1 protein-coding gene and 2 pseudogenes are annotated in these 1,365 nt (G+C 62.1%); all 3 read left to right on the top strand.

Translation table 11 applies throughout. From position 1 onward, the window contains the following. Positions 1-283: pseudogene (locus ACGLWX_RS18305) on the top strand (VRR-NUC domain-containing protein); the annotation flags it as partial. A 32-nt stretch (positions 284-315) separates the two neighbouring features. Beyond that, on the top strand, positions 316-936 hold the full coding sequence (locus ACGLWX_RS18310; protein ID WP_396241904.1) for a hypothetical protein: 621 nt from the start codon (positions 316-318) through the stop codon (positions 934-936). 199 nt (positions 937-1,135) lie between these two features. Next, a pseudogene (locus ACGLWX_RS18315) lies at positions 1,136-1,365 on the top strand (glycoside hydrolase); the annotation flags it as partial.

Here is a 1,365-nt window from a genome sequence, read left to right on the forward strand (position 1 = left end):
GAAGTCTGGCGTCAGCGATCTGGTGGTGATGGACGCCCGGGGCGGGTGGTTTGGGCTGTATATGGAGTTCAAGGCGTCGTCCCCGCACACCGCCGCGCTGGCGCAGAGTCAGCATGACTGGCTGGCGCTGGCTGACGAGCGTGGCTATTGCGCGATTCTGGCGGTAGGTCTGGAAGAAGCAAAGGCGGTGCTGGCGGAGTATGCCGAGCTGGTGCCGACGTACCACCACAACACCGCCCGCGTGCATTTGAGCAGCGGCACAGAGTGGAGAAAGGGCGAATGAGTGCGGCACTACAACTGAACACAGGGGGCGCAATGCGCGATTATCGAAACATGGGCATTCAGCGACTGCGGGAGCTGGCGCGCGCGACACACCCCGACCACGACCTGGAGGCGACCCGCGCGTTCGTCGACAGGGTGCTCGATATGGAGGCCGAGCGTGTGACGTGGCACATGCACGAGAACGAGGGATTCCAGCCGTTCAGCCCTGCGGCCACCCTGGGACAGCAGCCCGGTGGCGGTACCGCGGCGGCTGAGCCGTTGGCGATCGCGTATGAGCGAGGTAGCCGGGTAAGCGCGGCGCATGAGTTCGCCCGGGCGTGGCTCGAGTCGGCCCGGCTGCGTCCGCGCGCCCGGCTGGCGGTGCTGATCCGCGCGGCGAAACTGCACCCGATGCCGACCCAGCAGGCGGCGCCCTGGGCAAAAAGCTGGGATATGATCGCCAGTGAATTGCCCGTCTATTCGCGCATGCTGCAGATGGGCTCGCTCTCAGTAATGGGTGAGATCTGCAGCGTAGTGAGTGCTATTGGTGTAGATGGCAAGAAGCGCCGCACCCCCAACCCCAGCCCTCTTGATCCTATTTTCAAGAACGGCAAAGCGATCAAAAACGCTGCACATGAAGCCCGCGCAGAATTGATCATGTTGGCGCAGATATAAGTAATTGAGCACCACATGTTGTGTTAATAAGCCGATTGGCATACTATTTATCTAGGCTGGCGCTAACTGACGCTGGCCGCCACACATCAAAAAGCCCTGCCGGTCACCCGGCGGGGCTTTTTGCTTTCCGCTGTTCCCAATGCGTGCCACTGGTGCGCCTTGCCCCGTCGTGCCGGGGCCTTTTATTCCATGGTGCCGTATGCCCGTTATCACTCCCGCCCGCGCCGGCGGCGTCAACGTGTGCGCGTTTCTCGACATGATCGCGTTTGCTGAGCTGCATACGCCGATGCTGATCGACCCGCGCACGGACAACGGCTACCGCATCATCGTCGGCTCGCTACCGAGCAAGTTGAATTTGATGAACAGCTACGACGACCACCCGCGCGAGCTCGTTCATATCCGGAAAGGATTGAGCAGCACGGCGGCGGG

Source organism: Halomonas sp. HMF6819 (assembly GCF_044335525.1).
Taxonomy (GTDB): Bacteria; Pseudomonadota; Gammaproteobacteria; order Pseudomonadales; family Halomonadaceae; genus Vreelandella.